Source organism: Agrobacterium salinitolerans, from assembly GCF_002008225.1.
GTDB classification, from domain to species: Bacteria; Pseudomonadota; Alphaproteobacteria; order Rhizobiales; family Rhizobiaceae; genus Agrobacterium; species Agrobacterium salinitolerans.
In genome coordinates, this window is sequence record NZ_MRDH01000016.1 from 32,248 (window position 1) to 54,475 (window position 22,228).

Genomic DNA, 22,228 nt, shown 5'->3' on the forward strand with positions numbered 1-22,228 from the left:
GCGGCGCCCTCACACCTCCTGCAGCCGGTAACCGACACCGGTTTCCGTCAGGATATAGCGCGGCTGATCCGGGGTTTTTTCGATCTTCTGCCGAAGCTGGCGCACATAGACGCGCAAATATTGCACGTCGGTCAATTCGTCCCACACATGTTCAAGCAGGAAACGGTGGGTCAAAACCTTCCCGGCATGCTGCACCAGAACCCGCAGGATGTCATACTCCTTGGGTGAGAGCTTCACCTCCCGGTCCTCCACCTTGACGATACGCCTGACCAGATCGACAGAAAGATCACCGGTCTGAAACACCGGCCTCTCCCCCTGGCTTTGCAGACGATGGCGCAGGGCGACACGGATGCGGGCGACGAGTTCGTTCATGCCGAAAGGCTTGGTGATGTAGTCATCGGCCCCCAGCTCCAGCGCCTTGACGATACCCGCCTCATCCGTGCGGCTGGAGAGGATGATGACCGGCAGCGCCAGCCCTTCGCCGCGCCATTTCGCCAGAAGATCATGCCCCGACATATCCGGCAGGCCGAGATCGAGAACGACGAGATCGGGCTTGTCCTCGCTGACCAACTCCATGGCGACCTTGGCGTTCATCGCCTCGCTCACCGCATATTCTTGGGTCGACAGCCCTACACGCAAAAGCTTGCGGATCGGCGGTTCGTCGTCGACGATCAGAATACGAACGGCGGAATTGGTCATTCCCGATCTCCTTCAGCGGCATGATCGCTTGTCGTCGGCAATCGCGCCTTAATCATGATCGATCACCGGAGCTCCGGAGGAAATCGGCAGACTGACGGTAAATTGCGCACCGGTACGGCCTGACCTGTTTTCCGCGTGGATCGAACCGCCCATGGCCTCGATAAACCCCTTGCAGATGGATAGTCCCAGGCCGGTTCCGGCCTGCACATGATCCGCCTTGCGCACGCGGTAGAAGCTGTCAAACACCCGCTCCGTATCGTCAGGTGGAATACCCGGTCCCGCATCGGCCACGGAGAGGAAGATATTCTTGCCCTGCCGCCAGCCGCGAATCTCGATGGCGGTATGTTCGGGAGCGTATTTGGCGGCATTGTCGATGAGATTGAACAGGACCTGTTCGAAAAGCACGGGATCGACCTTCAGCATCGGCAGGTCGGAGGGAATATCCAGAACAATCTCATGCCTGGCGACGATTTTGGCGGCGCGCGACAGCGCGGTTCCAACCATATCGCCCAAGAAATGCAGACCGTAATTCGGCTCCATCGCGCCCGAGCCGATCCGCGTCATATCAAGAAGATTGGAGATGAACCGGTTCAGCCGCTCGGATTCCTCAATGATCGTCGAAAGCAGTTCGGCGCGCGCATCCGGCGGGATGTCCTCGGCGAAATCCTTCAACGTTCCGGCCGAACCCAGAATGGCCGCAAGCGGTGTTTTAAGGTCGTGGGAAATGGACGTCAGGAGCGCGGTGCGCAGCCGGTCGGTTTCCGCCGCAAGCCTTGCCCGGTCGACATCCGAGACAAGCTGGATTCGCTCGATAGCGAGCGCCGCCTGATCGGCCAGGGCATCGAACAGCCGCTGCTGTTCCGGCGTCAGAAGCGGACCGAGCCGGTCATCGTCCAGTCCCACCACGCCGACGGCGCCGCTGCCGGTGCGCAGGGGCAGGTAAAGCCGCTTGGCGCCAGGAAGCGTATCCGCGCCCCTGCCAGCGGCCTTGTTATGTTCCCAGGCCCATTGCGCGGCGGCAATATCGGCATCCACCAGCGTATCGTCCGGCGGATATCCCGCCTTGACCATGATCGTATTGTTTTCCGGTAAAAGCAGAACGATCCGAACCTTCAGCATCGAGGCCATCTGGAAAGCAGCCGCCCACAGCACGTCGTCCAGCGTTCCCGTCACCGAAAGCTTCTTGGAGAACAGATATAAATCTTCCGTCGTTCGCGCTCTTGCCCGCGCGGCGGCGGCCTGTCTTTGCACGGCCGCCGTGAGATTGGAGGCGACAAGCGCCACGCCGAGATAAAACAGCAGCGCCACGACACTTTCCGGATCGCGAACAGTCAGGGTGTAACGCGGCTCGAGGAAGAAAAAATTGAATGCAAAAGCGCCGAGCAGGGAAGCATAAAGCGCTGGCCCCAGCCCGCCGCGTACGGCGGCGGCCAGAACCGCCATCAGGAATACCAGCGCCAGATTTCTGACATCGAGTGTCTGGTCCAGCACGATGCCGGCCACGATCGCCAAACCGACGAACAGGGTGCTGTTAAGATATGGTCGTATAGAAGGATGCGATTGCGCCGAGGCCGGCTTTGCGGCCTGGCCCAGTTTCTCTTCTTTTTTATCACCGGAAATGACATGAACGCTGATATCGCCCGCATGGTCGATCAGATCATGCGTCAGCGAACGCTGAAAAATCCGCTGCCACCAGGATTTTCGCGGGCGGCCGATGATGATGTGGGTGAAATTATTGGCGTTGGCGTAGGAGACGATTTCCCGCGTGAGATCAAGCGCCGGCAGGGTCACCGTCTCGCCGCCGAGCTGCTGGGCAAGCCGCATCGCGCCAGCCAGCCGGTCCTTCTCCAACTCTGACAATTGTTGCGAACGCGGCGTATCGAGATGCAGTGCCGTCCAGGGCGCGCGTAGGCGATCCGCCTGCCGGCGGGCATAACGCACCAGCCCCGGGCCGTTGCTGCCATGGTCAAGGCAGACCAGAACCCTGTCTCCTGCCGCCCAAGGGCCGGAAATGGCGTGGGACTGCATGTGGTTGAGCAATTGCTCATCCACCCGTTGCGCGGTGCGCCGGAGCGCAAGCTCCCGCAGCGCCGTCAGATTGCCGCGCGAGAAATAATTCTCGATGGCACGCCGGGCGGTGCGGGGCAGGTAAACCTTGCCATCCTGCAGCCGTTTGATCAGGTCGTCTGGCGTAATATCGATTATTTCGACATCGTCGGCCCGGTCGATGATGCTATCGGGCACCGTTTCACGAACACGGATGCGGGTGATCTGCGCAACGACATCGTTCAGGCTTTCGACATGCTGGATGTTCAGCGTCGTATAGACGTCGATTCCCTGCGCCAGAATTTCCTGAACGTCCATGTAGCGCTTGGGGTGGCGGCTGCCGGCGGCATTGGTGTGGGCAAGTTCATCGACCAGAACCAAGGCGGGACGACGGGCGAGAATGGCGTCGAGATCCATCTCCTCCAGCGTCTGGCCGCGATAATCGATGCGCTTTCGCGCAACGATCTCGAAGCCCTGCACCAGCGTTTCGGTTTCCTTGCGGCCGTGCGTTTCCACAACGCCGATGACGGTGTCGACACCATCCGCCAGCTTCGCACGGCCGGACATCAGCATTTCATAGGTCTTGCCGACGCCGGGCGCCGCCCCTAAAAAAATCTTCAGCCGGCCCCGCGCCTCGCGCCGGGCGTGTTCCAGCAGCGCATCGGGCGATGGTCGGCTTGGCATATTGCTGATATCGTCAGGCATTGAACCCACCAGTGGTCGAGGCTATGGCTTGCGAACAAGCCATAGCCATTTCAGTTCATGAGCCGGCTGCGTCAAGAGCCATGTTGAGCGCCAGCACATTCACGACCGGCTCTCCCATAAATCCGAGTTCCGGTCCTTCCACATGGCGTTCTACGATAGCGCGAAGTGCGGCCTCATCCATGCCCCTTGCCCTGGCGACACGCGGAACCTGGAAATAGGCGGCCTCTGGCGAAACATGCGGATCAAGGCCGCTGCCCGAGGCCGTCACCAGATCGGCCGGCACCTCAGCTGTCGGATTTTCGGTTTTCGCCGCCTCGTAATCCTGCTTCACCCGGTCAATGAGCTTTGCGCTCGTCGGACCGAGGTTGGAGCCGGAAGACGAAGCAGCATTGTAGCCGTCGCCGGCGGCCGACGGCCTGCCATGGAAATATTTCTCGCCGGAGAAAGCCTGCCCGATCAATTGCGATCCGACGACAGTGCCATTCTTCTCGATCAGGCTGCCATTGGCCTGAACGGGAAAGATCGCCTGTGCGAGGCCCGTCATGCCCAGCGGATAGGCGAGGCCGGTGATGGCCGTGGTGGCAAGGATCAGCACCAGTGCGGGACGAAACTGTCTAAACATTGTCTTTACTCCTCAAGCAAGACCGAGCGCCGTAATAGTGAGGTCGATGGCCTTGATGCCGATGAAGGGAACGATGATGCCGCCGAAGCCATAAATGACCAGATTGCGCGACAGCAGCGCGCCCGCGCCGATCGGCCGATATTTGACGCCTTTCAGCGACAGCGGGATCAACGCGATAATGATGAGCGCGTTGAAGATGATGGCAGAGAGGATGGCGCTCTGCGGTGTCGAGAGCCCCATGACGTTCAGGACGCCAAGCTGCGGATAGAGCGCCAGGAACATTGCCGGGATGATGGCAAAATATTTTGCGATATCGTTGGCGATGGAGAACGTCGTCAGCGCCCCGCGCGTCATCAGCAATTGCTTGCCGATTTCGACGATCTCGATGAGCTTGGTCGGATCGCTGTCGAGATCGACCATATTGCCCGCCTCACGTGCCGCCACCGTGCCGGTATTCATGGCAACGCCGACATCGGCCTGCGCCAGCGCCGGCGCGTCGTTGGTGCCATCGCCGCACATGGCGACAAGCTTGCCCTTGGCCTGTTCCTCGCGGATAAGCTCCAGCTTGTTTTCCGGTGTCGCCTGGGCGAGGAAATCATCGACGCCGGCTTCCGCTGCGATGGCGGCGGCCGTCATCGGATTGTCGCCGGTGATCATCACGGTGCGGATGCCCATGCGCCGAAGCTCCGCGAAACGCTCGCGAATGCCACCCTTCACGATATCCTTCAGCTGCACGACGCCGAGCAGCTTTCCATCCCGCACGACGGCGAGCGGCGTGCCGCCTGTCTTGGCGATCTCTTCCGCAATTGTCCGGATGCCGCGTGCGGCGTCCGTTTCGGTTTTGACGGCAACCGCCGCATTGCCCTGTTGCGAAGCGCCGCCGTTGACGTAGGCGAGAACGGCGTCGACTGCGCCCTTGCGGATGGAGGAGCCCTCAAAATCGACACCGCTCATGCGGGTCTGGGCGGTGAAGGGTACGAAATTCGCATGCAGTTTCTGCATGTCACGGGCGCGGATGCCGTATTTTTCCTTGGCGAGAACCACGATGGAACGGCCTTCCGGCGTTTCGTCGGCAAGGGAGGCAAGCTGCGCTGCATCGGCCAGTTCCTGCTCGGAAACGCCGGCAACGGGGCGGAATTCGGTTGCCTGCCGGTTACCAAGCGTGATGGTGCCGGTCTTGTCCAGCAACAACGTATCCACATCGCCGGCCGCCTCGACGGCGCGGCCGGACATGGCGAGCACGTTGAAACGCACCAGCCTGTCCATACCGGCAATGCCGATGGCAGAGAGAAGAGCACCGATAGTGGTGGGGATAAGCGTCACGAACAGCGCCACCAGCACGATGATGGGGATGGAACCGCCGGCATAGGATGCAAAGCTCGGAATGGTCGCGGTGGCCAGCACGAAAATCAGCGTCATGCCGGCGAGCAGAATGTTGAGCGCGATCTCGTTCGGCGTCTTCTGGCGTTCAGCACCCTCAACCAGCGAAATCATCCGGTCAAGGAAGGTGGAGCCCGCGGCGGCCGTGATGCGAACCCTGATCCAGTCCGACAGCACCTGCGTACCGCCGGTGACGGCAGAGCGATCACCGCCGGATTCACGGATGACGGGAGCGGATTCGCCGGTGATTGCCGCCTCGTTGACGGAGGCGACACCTTCGATGACCTCTCCGTCGGAGGGAATGATATCGCCGGCCTCGACGAGAACGACATCGTTCACCTTCAGGCCGGCGCCCGCCACCATCTTATACTGGCTGCGGTCATCGCCGGTGAGCAGTTTCGCCTGGGTTTCGGTGCGGGTCCGGCGCAGTGAATCCGCCTGCGCCTTGCCGCGCCCTTCGGCGACGGCTTCCGCGAAATTGGCGAACAATACGGTGAACCAGAGCCAGAGATTGATCTGGAAGGAAAACCCGAGATTGTCGCCACCCATGATGAAATCGCGGATGAACAGCACTGTTGTCAGCACCGACACCGTCGCGACCACGAACATGACCGGGTTGCGGGCCAATGTGCGCGGATTGAGTTTTTTGAATGCGGCGGCGATGGCCGGAACGAGAATGCGAGAATCGAGGATGCTCGCTTGTTTGGACTGGCTCATGAAGAGGCTCCAGCGTTTGAAACGGGGCGACCGATAAAGATCGATCAGCCCGTGATAACTTCGAGAGCGACGACGGCGGCGACAAGAGCCGCCATCATCGCGAGAATGACATTGGAAGCGCACCAGCCGCCGGGCGTCGCGCTCCCCCTGCCGGGAGCGCCTTTCCGGATGGAAACGACGCGGTTACTTCGGGATTTGTCGTCGTTCATGGCATCACCTCAGAAGACCTGGCCTACCGCCATCGCCAGATGTTCGGCAACGGGGCCGAGCGCTAGCGCAGGCAGGAAGGTAAGGCCGCCGACAATCAGGATCGTGCCGACCAGCAGACCAACGAAAAGCGGGCCATCCGTCGGGAAGGTGCCAGCCGAGGCCGGAACGGTCTTCTTGGCGACCAAGGAACCGGCAATGGCGAGTGCTGGAATGATAACCAGAAAACGGCCCATCAACATGCCGAAACCAAGCGTGATGTTGTACCAGGTCGTATTGCCGGTAAGCCCGCCGAAGGCGGATCCGTTATTGGCGGCCGCCGAGGTATAGGCATAGAGGATTTCGGAGAAGCCGTGCGGCCCCGCCGTTCCTATCGACGCTACGGCCGAAGGCAGAACAGTGGCCATTGCCGTGAAGAAAAGCATGGCGAGCGGCAGGCAGAGAATGGCCAGAACCGCCATCTTCATTTCCTTGGCCTCGATCTTCTTGCCGAGATATTCCGGCGTCCGCCCAACCATCAGCCCTGCCACGAAGATGGCGATGACGATGAAGAGCAGAATGCCGTAAAAACCCGCGCCGACACCGCCGACGATCACTTCGCCCAGTTGCATATTGATAAGCGGGATTAGACCACCCAGCGCCGTGAAGCTGCCATGCATGGCATTGACCGCACCGCACGAGGCCGCGGTGGTGATGACCGCGAAGAGCGACGAGAGCGCCACGCCGAAACGGGCCTCCTTGCCCTCCATATTGCCGCCGGCAAGACCGAAGCCATGCATCAGCGGATTTCCAGCCGCTTCCGCCCAATAGGTGACGGCGACGCCGGCGATGAACAGCACGCCCATGGCGGCGAGGATCGCCCAGCCCTGACGCTGGTTGCCGACCATGCGGCCGAAAACATTGGTGAAGGCTGCCCCGATGGCGAAGATCGACACCATCTGGATCATGTTGGAAATGGCGTTGGGGTTTTCGAACGGGTGCGCGGAATTGGCACTGAAGAAGCCGCCGCCATTGGTGCCCAACATCTTGATCGCCAATTGCGACGCCACGGGCCCGACGGCAATGGTCTGCTTTGCGCCTTCCAGCGTCTGCGCATTAACATAGGCGCCGAGCGTCTGTGGCACGCCGAGCCAGACGTAAACGAGGGTCAGCACGATGCAGAAGGGTAAAAGCACGTAGAGGGTCGCGCGGACCATATCCACCCAGAAATTGCCGATCGCCTTGCCGGAAGCACGCGAAAAAGCGCGGATGAGGCCGATGGCTATGGCCATGCCTGTTGCGGCAGAGACGAAGTTCTGCACGGTGAGACCGGCCATCTGGGTCAGATAGGACAGGGTGCTTTCCCCGCCATAGTTCTGCCAGTTGGTGTTGGTGACGAAGCTGACCGCCGTATTGAAGGACAATTCAGGCCCGACGGCCGGCATCGCCTGCGGATTGTAGGGCAGCACGGCCTGAAAGCGCATCAAGGCGTAAAGCAGGGCAAAGCCGAAGAGGTTGAAGAGAAGCATGGAGAAAGCATAAGTCGTCCAGTGCTGTTCCTCGCGCTCGCTTGTTCCTGCAAGGGCATAGAGGCCACGCTCTACGGGTGCGAGAACCGGCGACAGCAGGGTGCGGTCGCCATTAAAGACACGCGCCATATAGAAGCCGAGCGGCTTCACCAGCGCAAAAATGATCCCGCAAAACAGCAGAATCTGAAACCATCCATTGAGGGTCATGGTACTTTAACTTTCAATAGCCGCCGCTTCCCGATCAGAAGCGTTCGGGGCGAATGAGAGCATAGGTGAGATAGGCGGCGATAAAGACCGTGACAGCACCGCTCAAGATATAGTCGAATGTCATCGCAGCCTCCGTCTAAAGCCGGTCGCAGGCGCGCGTATAGGCAAAGCAGAGGGCGAAAAACACCGTGGCTGCACCAATCAGAACAACATCCATCATCGATGGGACTCCTTTTTAATCGAGGAGCCGTACAGGAAGAAAAGCGCCGTCATGTGGGACGTCGCTTTTCAATCTTTCTGGCTGGAAAGGGAACACCATCCCTTCCCGAACAGAAGAATGCACCCGAACCGCATAAAGGTTCGAGACGGCCACAGATGGAATAAAATAGGAATCCTATAGGAATTTTATGCCCGCCGGTTGCGGGCATCGCTACCGCTACTTAGAGTCTTGACGCATCTCCGGACGGGAAACCGGGGTCCACTTTTCCTGGAAGTGCTCTAAGCAAGCCGGCTGTCACCGAAAGCGGAAACGATGGTTTCCGCCGGGCTTTTACTGGCAAGCAGCGCGGCCAGCAAAATGCGGGCCTGTCCGGGACGAAGGGTGGATGAATGCACGGCGCCCGCTGCGACAAGGTCATGCCCGCCGCCACCGCCGCCGTAACTTGCCACGAGCCGCCCTTCCGGCACGCGGCTGGAAACGATGACGGGAACGCCGCGTTCTGCGCAGCGCTTCACGGCTTCGGCGATACGCGGATTGGCATTGCCGGAACCAAGTGCGGCAAGAACGATGCCTTTCGCGCCCACCTGCAGGCTTGCATCGATATGGGTGGCGTCACAGCCGGGATGAATGGCGACGATATCGACGCGCTGATCGGTTACCGGGGCGGAAAGCCGCAGCGTTGCGGCAGCCACCATTGGCCGGGCCGAGCGGAAGGCATCCGCCTCGTCCGCGCTCAGCTTGTAAAGCCCCCAGGCCGGCAGACAGCGGCCGCCGAAGGAAAGGAGCACACCTTTTGCGGCATTCGCGTGATCGAGCGCTGTTTCTATGGCCTTGGCCAGATTGGCCGGTCCGTCCGCGTCCTTATGGTCTGCGGTAAACTGCGCGCCGGTGAAGACCACCGGCTTTGTGATGGCCCGCTGCAAATGTACGAGCAGCGAGGATTCCTCCATGGCGTCGGTGCCATGCAGAACCACGATGCCGGCAACGGCGGGATCATCAAGCTCCATTCCCACCGCATCACTGATGCGCTGCATGTCCGCCAATGTCAGGCTTGAGGAATCCTTCGCCATCAAATCGACCGGCTTCAGCCGGGCGTTGATCTGCGGAACCAGCGCCAGCAGGTCCTCACCCGAAAGGCTGGGCTGGCTTGCGCCATCGGCGCCACGCCGGCTAGCGATGGTGCCGCCGGTGGCGATGACCGCCACCAGAGGCGTTGCGCCCTGCCCGCTCACTGTATCGCTCCCGCACGCTCGTCCGCGAGGCGGTAGATGCGATCACGCAACAGATACCAGCCGATGACGAGCGCTGGAATGATGACAATCAGCGAGGCGATGGTCCAGGAGCCGACAGGATAGTCAAACGCCATCAGCACAAGGACACCGAAAAGGAAGATGAGTGTGAGGATGCCGGTATAGGGCGCGCCGAACATGCAGAAATCCGGACGCACGATCTCACCGCGCTGCGACAGCTGCCAGAGCTTCAGCTGGCAGAGCACGATAACGGCCCAGGCGCAGATGATGCCAAGCGCTGACAGGTTAAGTGCGATTTCGAACGCGGCGGAGGGGACAACGGCATTGAGCGCGACGCCGAATACGGTAACGACGGCGGTAACCGCGATGCCCCCATAGGGCACGCCATTCTTGTTCATCTTCGCCAACGCTGCCGGGGCCGAGCCGGAAACCGCCATGGAGTGGAGAATGCGGCCTGTGGAATACAGGCCGGCATTGAGCGAGGAGAGCACGGCTGTCAGCACGACGAGGTTCATGATCACGTCAGCGCCCTCTACACCGATGGAGCCGAAGAAGGTGACGAAGGGGCTCTCGCCGGCCTTGTAGGCGGTATAGGGCAGAAGCAGCGTGAACAGCAGCACGGAGCCGACGTAAAAGACGACGAGGCGCAGAACCACCGCGCGGATGGCGCGCGGCATGACCTTGCGCGGGTCTTCGGTTTCGCCTGCTGCCGTACCAATCAACTCGATCGACGCATAGGCAAAAACCACACCCTGAATGATGACGAAGGCTGGAAGAATACCGTTGGGGAAAAAGCCGCCATTGTCAGTGATGAGGCTGAAGCCGGTGACGTGGCCCTCGATGGGCGTACCGAAAATGACGAAATAAATGCCGACGACGAGGAAGATCGCGAGAGCCAGCACCTTGATCAGGCTGAACCAGAACTCCAGTTCGCCGAACACCTTCACCGACAGCATGTTCATCGCCAGCACGACCACCAGCGCCGTCATCGCGAAGACCCACTGGTCGATACCCGCAAGCCACGGCACGTATTGCTTGAAGAAATTCATATAAAGCGCAACAGCGGTGACATCGGCCACCGAGGTCATGGCCCAGTTGAGCCAATACATCCAGCCGGCTGCAAAGGCCATCTTCTCGCCGTAGAACTCGCGCGCATAGGACACAAAGGAGCCGGAGCTCGGGCGATGCATGATCAGCTCACCGAGCGCGCGCAGCACCAGAAACGCGAAGAAGCCGCAAAGCGCATAAACGAAAACCAGCGCCGGACCAGCCTGCGCGAGACGCCCACCGGCACCCAGAAACAGACCCGTGCCGATGGCGCCGCCGATGGCGATCATCTGGATTTGGCGCGGCTTCAGGGCTTTATGATAACCGAGATCCTCTTCGACGAAGACCTCACGTTCGGCGGGTGCCGTTTTTCCAGAATGCATGGATTTATCCTCCCGATAAAACGCTTGTAGTCGGCAATAAGCCGGAAATCAAAGTGGAACTGGCGTCGTCCCCAATGCTGGAAATATGCCAGCGAATGCAAACATGCTGTAAAGCTGCATGACAGATTTTTGCCGTCATAATGGCAGATAATGCCGCTCGTCAAGGGTATTCGACATGATTGACCTTCTCCTCCACCAAGTTTAAAGTCGAAAAATCTGTAAGACAGCTTTACAGATATTACAACACTTAAAAGCCAGTGGAGGAAAGAGTGAGCGTGACGCGCAAGGAGCATGATTTGCTCGGGACGAAGGAAATTCCGGCGGATGTCTATTGGGGCGTGCACACGGCGCGCGCTGTGGAAAACTTCAAGATCACCGGGGTGACCATAGGCCACAACCCTTATCTCGTCCGGGGACTGGCCTATGTGAAGGAGGCGGCCGCACGCGCAAATCACGAGCTCGGCCTCATCGATGCCGAACGCATGGAAGCGATCGCGGAAGCCTGCCGCGAAATCCGCGCCGGCTCGCTGCATGAGCAATTCGTGGTGGATGAAATCCAGGGCGGCGCCGGTACCTCCACCAACATGAACGCCAATGAGGTCATCGCCAACCGCGCGCTTGAGCTGCTTGGTCACGAGAAAGGCGATTATGCCCGGCTTCACCCGAATGACCATGTCAATCTCAGCCAATCGACCAACGACGCTTATCCGACCGCGATCAATGTCGGCCTGATCGAGGCGATCGATGATCTGGCGGCTTCCATGGGCGTTCTGAAGGACGCTTTCGACCGCAAGGCGCAGGAATTTGCCGGCTTCATCAAGATCGGCCGCACCCAATTGCAGGACGCCGTGCCGATGACGCTCGGCCAGGAATTCCGTACCTTCGTGGTGATGCTGGGAGAAGATCAGGCGCGTCTCATCGAATCCGCAGCACTCCTGCACGAAATCAATCTCGGCGCCACCGCCATCGGCACCGGGCTGAATGCACCGCGCGGTTATGCAGCGCTCGCCTGCCAGCATCTGGCGGAACTGACGGGAAGGCCGCTCGTGACGGCTGCCGACCTGATCGAAGCCACACAGGACCCCGGTGCCTTCGTGCACCTTTCCGGCGTGCTGAAACGCGTTGCCGTCAAGCTGTCGAAGACCTGCAACGACCTTCGCCTGCTCTCCTCCGGTCCGCGCGCCGGCATCGGTGAGATCACCCTGCCCTCCGTTCAGGCGGGTTCCAGCATCATGCCGGGCAAGATCAATCCGGTCATTCCCGAAGTGGTCAACCAGGTGGCCTATGCGGTGATCGGCAATGACATCACCATCACCATGGCCGCCGAAGCCGGGCAGTTGCAGCTGAACGCTTTCGAGCCGATCATCGTGCGGGCATTGTCACAGAGCATCAGCCAGCTCAGCGCCGCCTGCCGCACTTTGGCGGAACGCTGCGTCGAGGGCATCGTCGCAAACCCCGGCATCATGGCGCAGCGTGTGGAAGAATCGATCGGTCTCGCCACCGCACTCAATCCGCTGATCGGTTATTACGCCGCGACTGACGTGGCGAAGGAGGCGCTTGCCAGCGGCCGTACCGTGCCGCAGGTGGTTCTGGAACGGGGTTACCTAACGGAAGCGCAATTGCAGCAGGCGCTGAGCCCGCGGCATCTTGCCAACCTGCCCGCGGTTACCGTTACGGCTGGCGAAGCCGATCTTCGCCGATGATCGTCGTCACCACCTGCTTCACCTGGCCGAGGTGAAGCTCCATCGCCTCACGCGCCTCGGGTGCTGAATTCCGCCGGATCGCTTCGACGATCCGGCGGTGCTCGAAATTCGAGGCGACACGGCGGCCCGCCATCAGATTGACCATCTCGGACTGCTGGGAAAGCGCTTCGCGGGCATCGGCCACCACCTTGGCGAATAGTCCGTTGGCCGAAGCTTCCGCGATGGCGCAGTGAAATTGCCCGTCGAGCAACACCCAGGGATGCGGCCTCTCTTCGGCGTCCATCCGGTCGCAGAGGTCCAGAAGGGCGGCCAGTTGCGCATCCGTGCGCCTCACCGCCGCCCAGCCGGCGGCCGGCACTTCGATGAAGGGCCGGGCCTCGATCAGATCGCGGGCGGAATAGGCACCGTAACTCAATTCCGAAGGCGGTGTCGGCGTCATCACATAGGTGCCGCTGCCGGTGCGGGTCTGCGTCAGGCCCAGGGTCTGAAGCGAGCGCAGCGCCTCGCGGATGATCGGACGGCTGACGCCATATCGCAGTGCCAGATTGGACTCGGCAGGCAATCGGGTACCGACCGCAAGCTGACCCGAAGTGATGGCGGAACGGATATCATCGAACACCGCTTCCGCGGCATTCTTGCGATTGATCGGCTGTGCCTCTGTTAGCCAATCCGACAACCCGCCCATATTCAAACCCTCCGGCACCCTAATATGATCGGCAATATCGGCACGAAATCCTGAAGGATTTTGCAAGGCGCGACACAGCAGATTCGATAGGCGAGATCACGCGACCGTCCAGAAACGAAAGGACGGCCGCCGCTCTCGCGGCTAAGCCGACCTTCCTAACATCATCCTGCCCATGGGAACAACGATGGCGGATATTTTTATGGGAGTGAGGGCATGACGCCCTCACTCCGTTTCCGATATCAGGCCGTGACGTCGTGTCCTTCCGGCTTGTCATCCTCACGCGGAATGCGGAACCACGCAACATAAAGCGCCGGCAGGAAAAGCAGCGTCAGCGCCGTGCCCACGACGATACCACCCATCATCGCATAGGCCATCGGCCCCCAGAAAATCTCCCGGGAGATGGGAATGAGGGCAAGTGTGGCTGCCGCCGCCGTCAGCATGATCGGCCGCATGCGGTGCTCGGTCGCCTCGATGACGGCGTGCCAGGCCGACACACCCTCGCTCCTCAGATGCTCGATCTGCACCACGAGGATGACCGAGTTGCGGATGAGAATACCGATCAACGCCAGCACGCCGAGAATGGCGACGAACCCCATCGGCGCATTGGAGAAAAGCAGCGCCACCACCACGCCGATGAGGGCCGTTGGCGCCACGGCGAAGACCAGGAATAACCGGCTGAAACTTTGCAGCTGAACCATGAGGATCGTTGCCATTGCAAACAGCATAAGAGGTACCACCGCAACGATCGGCGCTTGCGAATCCGCGCTGGATTCAACAGAGCCTCCCGTCTCCAGCTTATAACCCACGGGCAGCATCTTCTCGAAAGCCTCGAGTTTCGGCTTCAGCTGTTCCACAATCGTCGCAGGCTGGGTCGGGCCAATAATGGCGGCCTTGACGGTGACCGTCGGGATTCGGTCGCGACGCCAGATGGTCGGCTGTTCCAGCTCATAGCGGAAATTGGCAATGGCCGAGAGCGGTACGGCCTTGCCGTTCGTCGCCGGCAATTGCAGGTTCTGCAGGGTCTCGATGGACCCACGCTCCGCCAGCTGCGCCCGCGCCACCACATTAACGAGATAGATGTCATCCCGAACCTGGGTAACGGTGGAACCCTCGACAATGCTGTTCATGGCATTGGCGATATCTTCCGAGGAAACCCCGAGCTGGCGGGCCTTATCCTGGAGAACATCGACCTTGACCACGCGTGTCGGCTCGTTCCAGTCCATGACCAGATTGGACAGCAGCCGGTGTTCGCCGACAATGCCCGACAATTGCTGCCCGAGCTCGCGGACTTTCTGGATGTCGGGGCCGCTCAGGCGATATTGCACCGGTTTGCCGACCGGCGGGCCGATATCGAGCAATTTCACGAAGGCGTCGGTGCCGATGAATGTACGGTCCAGATAAGCCTGTAATTCGGCACGCACCTTGTCACGCACATCCAGCCCCTTGGTGACGATGACCGTCTGGCCAAAGGTCACGTCCGGCGTCTGCACGTCGAAGGACAGGATGAAACGCGGCGCGCCCTCACCGACATAGGTCGTCCAGTGATCGACATCCGGATTTTTGGCCAACATATCCTGCTCGAACTTGGCCATCTGCCGGTTGGTTTCGGCAATCGAGCTGTTCTGCGGCAGGTTCCAGTCGACGATAAGCTCCACGCGGTCGGATGACGGGAAGAACTGCTGCTGCACCAGGCTCATGCCGCCGATGGACAGGGCAAACAACGCCACCGTGGCGACAATCGTCACCCAGCGCCAGCGCAGCGCCCGACCAAGAAGCCAGGAAAAGGCCGAGGCAAATCGCCCCTTCTTTTCATGATGAGACTTCATCGTCTTCGGCAGGATCGTCACCCCGAGCAATGGCGTGAACAAAACTGCGACGATCCATGACACGATCAGGGAAACGGCGATCACCACAAAAAGCGTGAACGTGAATTCGCCGGCCGCACTGTTGTTCAGGCCAACGGGTATGAAGCCGGCGACGGTGACCAGCGTGCCGGTCAGCATCGGAAAGGCGGTGGAGGTGTAGACATAGGTCGCTGCTTTCCTGAGATCGTCTCCCACCTCGAGCCGCGCCACCATCATCTCCACCGCGATCATCGCATCATCGACCAGAAGCCCAAGCGCGATGATGAGCGCACCCAGCGAGATACGTTGCAGCGAAATGCCCGTATATTCCATGTAGACGAAGGTAATCGCCAGCACGAGCGGGATCGAGACGGCAACCACCATGCCAGCCCTGAGACCAAGGCTGATGAAGCTGATGACGAGAACGATGGCGATGGCCTCGAAAAGCGCAGAGGTAAAGCCGGAAACAGCTTCATCAACGACGGCCGGCTGGTCGGACACCCGGTGTACATCGACGCCGACAGGCAGATCCGCGACGACGCGCTTCATCTGCGCATCCAGCGCCTCGCCGAAATGCAGGAGATTCGCGCCGGTTTTCATGCCGATCGCAAGGCCGATGGCCGGCTGGCCGTTGAAACGGAACAGCGAGGATGGCGGATCGACATAACCGCGCCGGATCGTCGCCACTTCCGTCAGCGGGAAGAAGCGGTTGTTAACGCGCAGATTGATGGACCGCAGGCTGTCTTCCGAGGTGAACTGGCCGCTGACCCGCAGGGCCACGCGCTCCGGCCCGGCATTAACGAAGCCGGATTGCGTGACGGCGTTCTGGGATTGCAGCGTCTTGATGATCGACTGCTGGTCGATGCCGAGAGCCGCGATCTGGCGTGTGGAAAACTCCAGATAGATTGCCTCATCCTGCGCGCCGATGACGTCGACCTTACCGATATTTTCGACGGTCAGCACCTTGGCGCGGGCATCCTCGACAAGATCGCGTAATTGCCGCTGGCTGAGACCGTCGCTGGTGAAGGCATAGATATTACCATAGACGTCGCCGAAGCGGTCGTTGAAGAAGGGGCCGACGACACCGGACGGAAATTCTCCCTTGATATCGCCGATCATGTTGCGCACCCGCACCCAGGTGGGTTCGACGTTGCGTGCCTTGGTTTCCGGCACCAGTTCCACAAAGATCGTGGTGCGGCCGGCCACCGTCTGGCTACGCAGATGATCGAGATTGTCGAGTTCCTCGAGCTTCTTCTCGATCCTGTCTGTCACTTGACGGGTCACTTCCTCGGCGGAAGCGCCCGGCCATTGCGCACTGATCACCATGGTCTTGATGGTGAAATTCGGATCTTCCTCGCGACCAAGATTGAGATAGGAGAAAACGCCGGCGAGAACGAAGACCAGCATGAAGTACCAGACGAGCGAACGGTGTTCGAGCGCCCAGTCGGAAAGATTGAATTTCTTCACTGACGGACCTCCTGATCGATCCTGATGGCTTGTCCATCCTTAAGCTTGTGCACCCCGGCGCTGGCAACACGCTCGCCGGGCTTGACACCGCCGGTAATGCGCACGCTGCCGCCCTCGGCCGGCTCGCCTTCTATCGTGACCGGGCGGTAGGTCACCGTCGCCGTATCGGCATTAACGATCCAGACGCCCCAGCCGGTATCGGTTTTCAACAGCGCAGAAGCGGGAAGCGTGATCTGCGGTTCGGAGGCGGTAAGCGCCAGAGCCGTGACGACGGATCCGAGCCGGAATGCCTGCGGCGCATCCTGCAGGCTGATCTTTGTGCGGCGTGTGCGCGTTGCCGTTTCCGCTTCCGGAGCAATCTCGCGCACCACACCGGTCGTGTGGATTTTCGGATCGAGTTGCAGGGCGATCTCAAAGGTCGAGCCGATTTCCAGCCGCTGCGCCGCAAATTGCGGAACATCCACCACCACGTCGCGCACTTCCGGGCGGGCGATGGTCACCACCGTCTGGCCGGCGGAAACGACCTGGCCGATTTCGCCCGACGTGGCGGTCACCACACCGTCGAATTCCGCACGCAGCTGCGCATAACCCAGCTGCTCCTCGGCCTTGTCAAGATTGGCGCGGGCCTTGGCGACGGATGCGTTGGCCGTGCGCGTGGCCTGTTCCGCCTCTTCCAGTGCCGCTTCCGTGCCGCTGCGGGCTTCGGCCAGCACACGCTGGCGCTGTTCCGTCGTCACCGCATTGGCGAGCTGCGCTTCGGCATTGGAAAGATCGGACTGCGCGCTTTTCACTGACAGTTCCAGCGCAAGCGGATCGATTGAGGCCACCACGTCGCCTTTCTTGACCAGATCGGCCACATCGACGTTGCGGGCGATGATGCGTCCGAGAACGCGAAAACCAAGATCTGTCTGAACACGCGATTCCACCGTGCCCGTCAGCCGCAATGCATCGGCCGGCCTTTCTTCCACGACAACGGAGAGCACCGGGCGTGGCGCTTCAGCCGCCGCCTCCTGCTTTTCCTGGCAGGACGAGAGCGCGATTACGGGGAGCAACAAAAACAAACTTCTGTTTATCCTGAACATTATTGTGCCTGCCCCTTTTCATAGGCGACCTTTTCACCGGTGCGAAGAAATTTGGTACCGACGGTGACGACGAGATCACCCGGATTGAGCCCATCCGTGACGACGAATTGACCGGTCTCGTAATCGGCGACCTGAACCGGTCGCATGGCGACTTCCGACGATCGCGGATCGACCAGCCAGACAGCGGGGGCGCCATCCTGCGAGGCCATTGCCGACCACGGAAGCTCGATCGCATCGATCTGCCTGAAGCGGAAATGGCCGGATACGGGCGCGCCGAGCGGCATGGTCATATCGCCGTTGAGACCGACCTTGACCCTGATCGTTCCATTGTCCGGATCGATCGTCGGCGAAATCTCACGCACGGGCGCCGCTATCGTTTGGGCAGGATTCGACAGGAGGCTGACATTGACGAGATTGTCGATATCGCGTTCGAGGAAGAGGGATTCGTAGACGTCGAAGACCGCATCGCGCGGCCCGTCATGCGCCAGCGTGAAGACAAGCTGGGCGGCCTGCGCGACCTGGCCGACCTCGACATTGCGGGCCGTGATAACGCCGTCCGCATCGGCCCTGAGTTCGGTGTAGGACAACGCATCCCGCGCCGTATCGAGCTGCGCCTGCGCCGATCTTACCGCACCCTGCGTCGTGAGCAGGGTTTCCTGGGCCTTGTCGACCGCCGAACGCGAGGTCACCTGCGTCTTGAAAAGGCTTTGTTGACGATCGAACGTCAATTGCGCCTGCGTCTGCTGCGCCTCCGCAGATTGCAGGTTGGCCAAGGCGACATCGAGATCGGCCTTTTGCTCTTCGGGATCCATGCGGGCAAGCAATTGCCCGGTCTTGACCCGTGCGCCCACATCCACCAGCCGCTCGGTGATCTTGCCGCTGACCCGGAAGGATAGATCCGTTTGGACTCGCGCCTTTACTTCGCCCGTGATGACGCTACCGCGATCGACGGGCTTTTTCTCAACCGCGACCACATCGACGGTGCGAAGCGGCTTTTCGGCGGGCGGCTCGTCATTGCTGCAGGACGACAGGGCGAAAATGCCGCCAAGCGCCGCCGCGATAAGAATGGTTCTCATGGTGACCTCTTGATTTTCGCCTCATCCTATAATATTTGACTGACTGAATAGTCAATGAAATTCTTATGCTGCTGATCGGGGAGCTGTGCGGAGCATCCGCACGGGTTCCCGAATGATCATTCCCTCGTCGTCCGGCACATACCTGCGGGCGCATTGGCAATGGTCCGGCATAGCGAAGCATGTGCGCGCCTTCACAAAAATCGTTCCGGTTTTTGCGCCGGTGCTATAGGCAAACCCGTCTCTCACTTCCGCCAATCGCGACGGACGGAAGGGCGCGCGTCGAAAACAGAAGGATCCGGGGCCATGCCGAAAGCAAAGCTGACACGTGCTGAACAGAAGATACAACGTCCGCTGCAAATTCTCGATGCAGCATTCGAGGAATTCACCAAAAGGGGATTTACCGCGACCCGGGTGGAGGACATCGCGGAACGGGTGGGAGTGACGAAAGGCACGGTCTACGTCTATTTCGAAACCAAGGAGGCGCTTTTCGAGGCCATGGTAAAACGTGCCTCCATGCCGTTCCGGGAGACGTTCAGCGCCTATACGCATAAGTCAGACGATCCCGTCGAGCAGCTTCGCCTGCTGCTCGAATTCCTGTTCGACTCACTCGTCGACAACAGAAAAATGCGGGAACTGTTTCGTCTAATCGTCGCGGAAGGCGCAAAATTCCCGGATCTCATCGACCAGCACTATGACACGATGATGGCGCCGGTCTTTGCGCGCATCGATACGATCCTGGAGGAGGGCGTGGCGAAAAAAAGGTTCAGGGCTAATCCCCCCGAACTCGCCAAGGTCGTGATGTCGCCCATGGTTGGAACGTTGGTGTTTCGGCTGATTTTCAACGACCGGCGCATTCTGGACAGGCAGGCTGTTCTCAAGATTCATCTCGAACTGATTATGCGCGGACTGCTGGCATAGGCATCAAGGCACGCGGCCGCGGACCTCTATTCCTGACTTTCAAGCCGATATCGGGAACCGGGGTAGAGCAGCCGTACGGATGTGACGGCGCGGCTCGATGACCAGGTTCTGCGGCGCACGAGAAGGCAAGGCTCGTTTCGGCTTATGGCCATCAATTTGCACTCCCAGGGCTGGGGCGACGCGGCCTCGATGAATTGCTCTGTTCGCGAAATTGGCGCCGCCGCTGTCAAATAGGCATTCGGGGTGAGCGTATTGAAATCCTGCATCAGATAATCTGGAGCGATCTCCGCATTGACGAAGCGATCTTCAAGCTGGATCGGCACATCGTCTTCGTGGTGGACAATGATGGAGTGAAAAACCTTCGCTCCCACGGCGATCTCCAGCGCCGTTGCGAGATCGGGACCGCAAACTTCCGTCTGGGCAAGGATCAGGCTCGGTCGATGCGTCGAACCGCGCTCCTTGATCTCGTCGGCAATGTTGCGCACGCCCATCATGCCAGCGCTTCGCTTTTTCGGGGCGACAAAAGACCCGCGCCCCTGCACACGAACGATCACCCCCTCGGTTGCCAACTCCCGCAGCGCTCGGTTCGCCGTCATCCGACTGACACCCAGCATGTCCACGATTTCGTTTTCGGAGGGTATCCTGTGGTTCGTCAACCACTCTCCGCCGGCGATCTTTTCCTTGATCTGTTCTTTCACTCGCTCATACAGCGGCAGGGAGGAGCGATCGCCCGAGACAGGAAACTCGTTTTCGATGACGGACAGCATTGAAACTCCTAAAAATCGGGCGACTGCACAAAACGCAGCCAGAATCCGCACAAGCACAAAATTATCACATCCCGCCTTGCTTGTCTTTCGCAAATGTGTGAAGTTACATATACAACTTGAGGGGAAAATAATGGCGAGCGAAGACTCGATCTCTGGCAACAGCAGGTCTCGCGCCGATGGCCGTGGCGATACTCAAATGCCCGCCCAGCGCAAGGGCAGCGGCTGCCATGCCGAAGGCGAAGCTGTATTTGATGGCGCGCCTAGGCAATATGTGCTGAAAGCTCACCCTTTTCAGAACCAACCAGCGCAGGCGCGTTCGACCCAACGTCGCCGATACGCGCGTCCCATGCGAATTTTTCAAAGTTGTATAGTGAACTTCCAGCATACCGCTTCAAGGCGAACATCCAATTCCACGTTGATTCGACGAGCGCCCGACCGCCGATTTCGCAGGGACATGAAATGCACCAATGACCGCCGCGCTCAGGGGTAGACATCTGCCCAGGGCACGCCCGGCTGAAATCACAAAACGCATGCCAGCAACTTGCCAATCATCAAACCAAAAGGGGAATGCAATGCTGAATTCAAAGTTGAAAATCGCGCTGGCCACCACCGCGCTTATCATGGGAGCCTATGCCGGGTCAGCGAGAGCAGAAGGCTATTGCGCCGCTGGAAAGACCATCACCTTCGCCGGCATCGACTGGGAAAGCGGCGCTTTCATCACCGAAGTCATGAAGGAAATCCTCTCCAAGGGCTATGATTGCAAGGTCGATTCCATTCCCGGTAACTCCGTGACGCTGGAACAGGCAACCGCCAATAACGACGTGCAGATCTTTGCTGAAGAATGGATCGGCCGCTCCGACGTCTGGAACAAGGCTGCGGAAGCCGGACAGGTAACATCGGTCGGCAAGACCTTCGTCGGCGCCGCCGAAGGCTGGTTCGTGCCGGAGTATCTGGTCAAGGGCGACCCGGCGAAAGGCATCGAAGCCAAAGCTCCGGACCTGAAGAACGTCGACCAGCTTTCCGACCCGAAGATCGTTGAACTGTTCAAGGATCCGGAAGAGCCCGCCAAGGGCCGCTTCCTCAATTGCCCCTCGGGCTGGACCTGCGAAGGCGTCAACACCGCAAAGCTGCAGGCCTACAAGCTGGAAGCAAACTATGTGAACTTCCGGCCCGGCACCGGCACCGCTCTCGACGCCGCAATTGCCGCCGCCTATCTCCAGGGCGAACCGATGCTGTTCTATTACTGGAGCCCGACGGCAATCATGGGCAAATACAAGCTCATCCAGCTGCAGGAGCCGGCCTATAGCGACGCTTGCTGGAAGGAACTGACGAGCGCCGATGGAAAGCGCGACGCCGGTTGCGCCTTCCCCTCCGTCGAGGTGGCCTATGGCGTGAACAGCACCTTTGCGAAGGAAGCACCGGAGATCATTGCGATCCTTGAAAAGGCGACCTTCCCGTTGACGGAGATCAACGCCAGCCTCGCCTACATGACCGACAAGCAGGTCGATGCGACAGCCGCCGCCAAAACCTTCCTTCAGACCAAGAGCGATGTCTGGGGCAGCTGGGTTTCTGCCGACGCCAAGGCGCGTATCGAAGCCGCCGTCAAGTAAACATCGCACGCGCGCCGGGCTTCCGGCGCGCCTTTTCCCGTCAGGACAGGGGCCGGCTACCGCACATGGGGTCGGCAGGCGCGAG

At 60.1% G+C, this 22,228-nt stretch carries 17 protein-coding genes; 3 read left to right on the forward strand and 14 right to left on the reverse strand.

Annotation, left to right across the window (positions count from 1 at the left end; translation table 11 throughout):
* Positions 1–9: 9 nt before the first annotated feature.
* The 9 genes from BS627_RS12280 to BS627_RS12315 all read right to left on the reverse strand — a co-directional run bounded on the left by BS627_RS12280 (position 10) and on the right by BS627_RS12315 (position 10,991).
* Positions 10–699, reverse strand: a complete 690-nt coding sequence (locus BS627_RS12280; RefSeq protein ID WP_077983515.1) for a response regulator transcription factor — start codon at positions 697–699, stop codon at positions 10–12.
* Between the two features lie 48 nt (positions 700–747).
* On the reverse strand, positions 748–3,450 hold the full coding sequence (locus BS627_RS12285) for a sensor histidine kinase (protein WP_077983516.1): 2,703 nt from the start codon (positions 3,448–3,450) through the stop codon (positions 748–750).
* A gap of 55 nt (positions 3,451–3,505) precedes the next feature.
* On the reverse strand, positions 3,506–4,072 hold the full coding sequence (kdpC, locus tag BS627_RS12290) for a potassium-transporting ATPase subunit KdpC (RefSeq protein ID WP_077983517.1): 567 nt from the start codon (positions 4,070–4,072) through the stop codon (positions 3,506–3,508).
* A gap of 12 nt (positions 4,073–4,084) precedes the next feature.
* Positions 4,085–6,169, reverse strand: coding sequence for a potassium-transporting ATPase subunit KdpB (kdpB, locus tag BS627_RS12295; RefSeq protein ID WP_077983518.1), 2,085 nt, complete (start codon positions 6,167–6,169; stop codon positions 4,085–4,087).
* 44 nt (positions 6,170–6,213) lie between these two features.
* Positions 6,214–6,378, reverse strand: a complete 165-nt coding sequence (locus BS627_RS24550) for a hypothetical protein (RefSeq protein ID WP_162854292.1) — start codon at positions 6,376–6,378, stop codon at positions 6,214–6,216.
* A gap of 9 nt (positions 6,379–6,387) precedes the next feature.
* Complete coding sequence (gene kdpA / locus BS627_RS12300; protein WP_077983519.1) at positions 6,388–8,091, reverse strand: potassium-transporting ATPase subunit KdpA; 1,704 nt, start codon at positions 8,089–8,091, stop codon at positions 6,388–6,390.
* 34 nt (positions 8,092–8,125) lie between these two features.
* Positions 8,126–8,215 carry a K(+)-transporting ATPase subunit F gene (gene kdpF, locus BS627_RS12305; protein ID WP_003506089.1) on the reverse strand — a complete coding sequence of 30 codons (90 nt, stop codon included), beginning with the start codon at positions 8,213–8,215 and terminating at the stop codon, positions 8,126–8,128.
* A 374-nt stretch (positions 8,216–8,589) separates the two neighbouring features.
* Complete coding sequence (locus BS627_RS12310; protein ID WP_077983520.1) at positions 8,590–9,543, reverse strand: asparaginase; 954 nt, start codon at positions 9,541–9,543, stop codon at positions 8,590–8,592.
* The gene (locus BS627_RS12315) at positions 9,540–10,991 is read right to left on the reverse strand and encodes an amino acid permease (RefSeq protein ID WP_077983521.1); all 1,452 of its coding nucleotides are present in this window, start codon (positions 10,989–10,991) and stop codon (positions 9,540–9,542) included. The genes BS627_RS12310 and BS627_RS12315 overlap by 4 nt, the downstream gene beginning before the upstream one ends.
* Positions 10,992–11,260: 269 nt before the next feature.
* Between BS627_RS12315 and BS627_RS12320 the strand changes: the two genes are divergently transcribed.
* Entirely contained in the window at positions 11,261–12,694 is a 1,434-nt protein-coding gene (locus tag BS627_RS12320) for an aspartate ammonia-lyase (RefSeq protein WP_245307106.1), read from the forward strand.
* Here the strand turns inward: BS627_RS12320 and BS627_RS12325 are convergent.
* The 4 genes from BS627_RS12325 to BS627_RS12340 all read right to left on the reverse strand — a co-directional run bounded on the left by BS627_RS12325 (position 12,663) and on the right by BS627_RS12340 (position 18,848).
* Positions 12,663–13,379: a FadR/GntR family transcriptional regulator gene (locus BS627_RS12325; protein ID WP_077983523.1), complete on the reverse strand. Its 717-nt coding sequence runs from the start codon at positions 13,377–13,379 to the stop codon at positions 12,663–12,665. The two genes, BS627_RS12320 and BS627_RS12325, sit on opposite strands and share 32 nt — an antisense overlap.
* A gap of 239 nt (positions 13,380–13,618) precedes the next feature.
* Positions 13,619–16,690, reverse strand: a complete 3,072-nt coding sequence (locus BS627_RS12330) for an efflux RND transporter permease subunit (protein ID WP_077983524.1) — start codon at positions 16,688–16,690, stop codon at positions 13,619–13,621.
* Positions 16,687–17,772: an efflux RND transporter periplasmic adaptor subunit gene (locus BS627_RS12335; RefSeq protein ID WP_077983525.1), complete on the reverse strand. Its 1,086-nt coding sequence runs from the start codon at positions 17,770–17,772 to the stop codon at positions 16,687–16,689. Before BS627_RS12335 ends, BS627_RS12330 begins: the two co-directional genes overlap by 4 nt.
* Entirely contained in the window at positions 17,772–18,848 is a 1,077-nt protein-coding gene (locus BS627_RS12340) for an efflux RND transporter periplasmic adaptor subunit (protein ID WP_077983526.1), read from the reverse strand. The genes BS627_RS12335 and BS627_RS12340 overlap by 1 nt, the downstream gene beginning before the upstream one ends.
* Before the next feature lie 303 nt (positions 18,849–19,151).
* Between BS627_RS12340 and BS627_RS12345 the strand changes: the two genes are divergently transcribed.
* Positions 19,152–19,766: a TetR/AcrR family transcriptional regulator gene (locus tag BS627_RS12345; protein WP_077983527.1), complete on the forward strand. Its 615-nt coding sequence runs from the start codon at positions 19,152–19,154 to the stop codon at positions 19,764–19,766.
* A gap of 26 nt (positions 19,767–19,792) precedes the next feature.
* Here BS627_RS12345 and hutC read toward each other — a convergent pair whose 3' ends face one another.
* A complete protein-coding gene (hutC, locus tag BS627_RS12350; protein ID WP_077983528.1) occupies positions 19,793–20,533 on the reverse strand; it encodes a histidine utilization repressor in 741 nt (246 codons plus the stop codon).
* A gap of 572 nt (positions 20,534–21,105) precedes the next feature.
* On the opposite strand from hutC, the gene BS627_RS12360 reads away from it, so the two are divergent.
* Positions 21,106–22,143 carry an ABC transporter substrate-binding protein gene (locus BS627_RS12360; protein WP_077983529.1) on the forward strand — a complete coding sequence of 346 codons (1,038 nt, stop codon included), beginning with the start codon at positions 21,106–21,108 and terminating at the stop codon, positions 22,141–22,143.
* Positions 22,144–22,228 lie beyond the last annotated feature (85 nt).